Consider the following 2152-nt stretch of genomic DNA (forward strand, 5'->3'; position numbering starts at 1 on the left):
CCGAGCGTTCGGGTAGGTTGCTTGAGCACACCAGCAATGATGTGCCTAGAGGAATGACTGTCCGCGACAGAACCCGGCTTACCGTCCGAGCTGTATGTCCCCATACCGCGGCAGGTTTTTAAAACCTACCGCATTTTTATAGAAATAAAAAGGCCGTCTGAAACCTGAATCTTGGTTTCAGACGGCCTTTTTTTAAACCGCTGTTTATGGACGGTATTCCGGTTTCATGCCGTTGGGCAAGAGCTGCCATACATAGCCTGTGGTTTTCATTTTGCCAGCCACTTCGCCTGCCTCGTCGCCATAGCCCCAGAAATAATCCACACGGACCGCGCCTTTGATCGCGCTGCCGGTATCTTGCGCCATAATCAGGCGGTTGAGGGCTTTTTTGGTAATCGGATGAGCAGTGGCGACAAACAGCGGTGCGCCAAGCGTGATGTAGTGGCGGTCGATGGCACCGGCGTATTCGCCCATCAACGGCGTACCCAATGCGCCCACCGGGCCGGAATCACTGCTGCCGGTCAGCTCGCGGAAAAAGACGTAGCTTGGATTTTGTCCCAAAACTTCGGCAAGGCGGCCGGGGTTTTGCTTCATATAGGCCTTGATGCCCTGCATACTGGTCTGACCCAGCGGCAGATAGCCTTTGTCCGCCATATAACGGCCGATGGAAACATACGGATGTTCGTTTTTATCGGCAAATCCGACACGGATGTATTTGCCGGACGGCGTTTTCAGACGGCCCGAACCTTGAATGTGCATAAAGAAAAGTTCGACCGGATCATCTGCATAACCCAAAATCGGCGCTTTGCCGTTAAGCGCGCCGCCGTTGATTTGGCTGCGGGTGTGGTAAGGAACAAAACGACTGCCTTCAAAACGGCCTTTCAGCGCAGTACTGCGTGCTGTAATCGGGAATCTGGACAAGTCGGCCGTGTATGTGCCGCTGTTGTCGATGACGCCGCTGTTTGGGCCGGTTTGACGGATGCGGACGGTGGCTTTGCTGCCCCTCAAGTTTGCAGCCAGCGGAACGGAAACAAAATCGTTCGGAATGCCGTAAATAGGGAAACGGGATTGGCTTGTGGATTTGTCGTCGCCGTGCAGGACCGGTTCGTAATAGCCGGTAATGGTGCCGGCAGGATTGCCGCCGTTATCGACGCGCCATGCGGTGAAATAGCGCTCGAAAAAGTGTTTGGCTTGGAAATGGTGCACCGGTGTTTGCATGGCTTGGATACAAACGTCCTGCCAGCCTTGGCGGTTTTTAAGTTTTTCACAGCCTAAGCGGAAAGATTGCAGGCTTTTGGCGAAGTGTTGGGTGCTCCAGTGCGGCAGTTCGTTGTAGGAAACAACGGTGTAGTTTGCTCCTCCCCCGCTTACAGTCGTACCGATGGGATCAGGCGTACCGGTGGGGCGATCAGGACCTTTGATAACGCTGGTGTCGGTTTCGGGAAGATTTTTAATGCTTTTGCTCGGGCAGGCGGCAAGAATGGCTGCGGCAATACTGACGAGCGTAATGCGGTACAGATGTTTTTTCATGGAATCAATAGCGTGTCGAAAGGCCGTCTGAAAGCTATTTTTCAGACGGCCTATGTTGGAAAGTGCTGATTTTAACACAAAAAAGCGATTTATCGGCGCGGCGGCAATTTGACGACAACCGTATCGGCCAGCATATCGTAGAGCGTGCGACGGTTGCGTTTGACGGAGAAGAGCATGATGAAGTTGATGAAAGTCATAAGCAGAGAAACCAAATCTCCACCTGTTTCATTTACTGCCAACATTACCGCAATGACTATAATACCGACAATGAATGACCAAGCCACTTCGCGTATCAAAACCGTACCACCAAAACCCGGATTACTACCGTCACTTTTTAACACCCGGATGCCCATAATTTTTTTACCTAAAGACTGACCGTCTCGGCTCATGTAATACAGTTGGAAGATACCAAAAACCAAATAGACAGCCAAAGAAATAAAAAATGTTATGACTGCATAGTCAGGAGTATTAGAAAGAGAAGACTCCGAAACTAATTCTTTGCTTTCATCAAAAGTGAAAACTACCATCACAATGAATGGTACCCATATCAAAAAAGTAAACAGATTATTCAACAAATATGCCGCAACCCTCGCCCCCGGCGAAGCAATATGGACATCTACTATTT

General features: G+C 50.4%; 2 protein-coding genes. Both read right to left on the reverse strand.

The genetic code is table 11. From position 1 onward, the window contains the following. Positions 1–204 precede the first annotated feature (204 nt). On the reverse strand, positions 205–1527 hold the full coding sequence (mltA, locus tag ACTHUM_RS11980; protein WP_107868156.1) for a murein transglycosylase A: 1323 nt from the start codon (positions 1525–1527) through the stop codon (positions 205–207). Positions 1528–1616: 89 nt separating this feature from the next. Further along, positions 1617–2150 (reverse strand): RDD family protein, encoded by a 534-nt coding sequence (locus ACTHUM_RS11985; RefSeq protein ID WP_440402963.1) that lies wholly within the window; start codon positions 2148–2150, stop codon positions 1617–1619. Between the last annotated feature and the right edge of the window lie 2 nt (positions 2151–2152).

This window comes from Neisseria sp. P0021.S006, assembly GCF_051956895.1.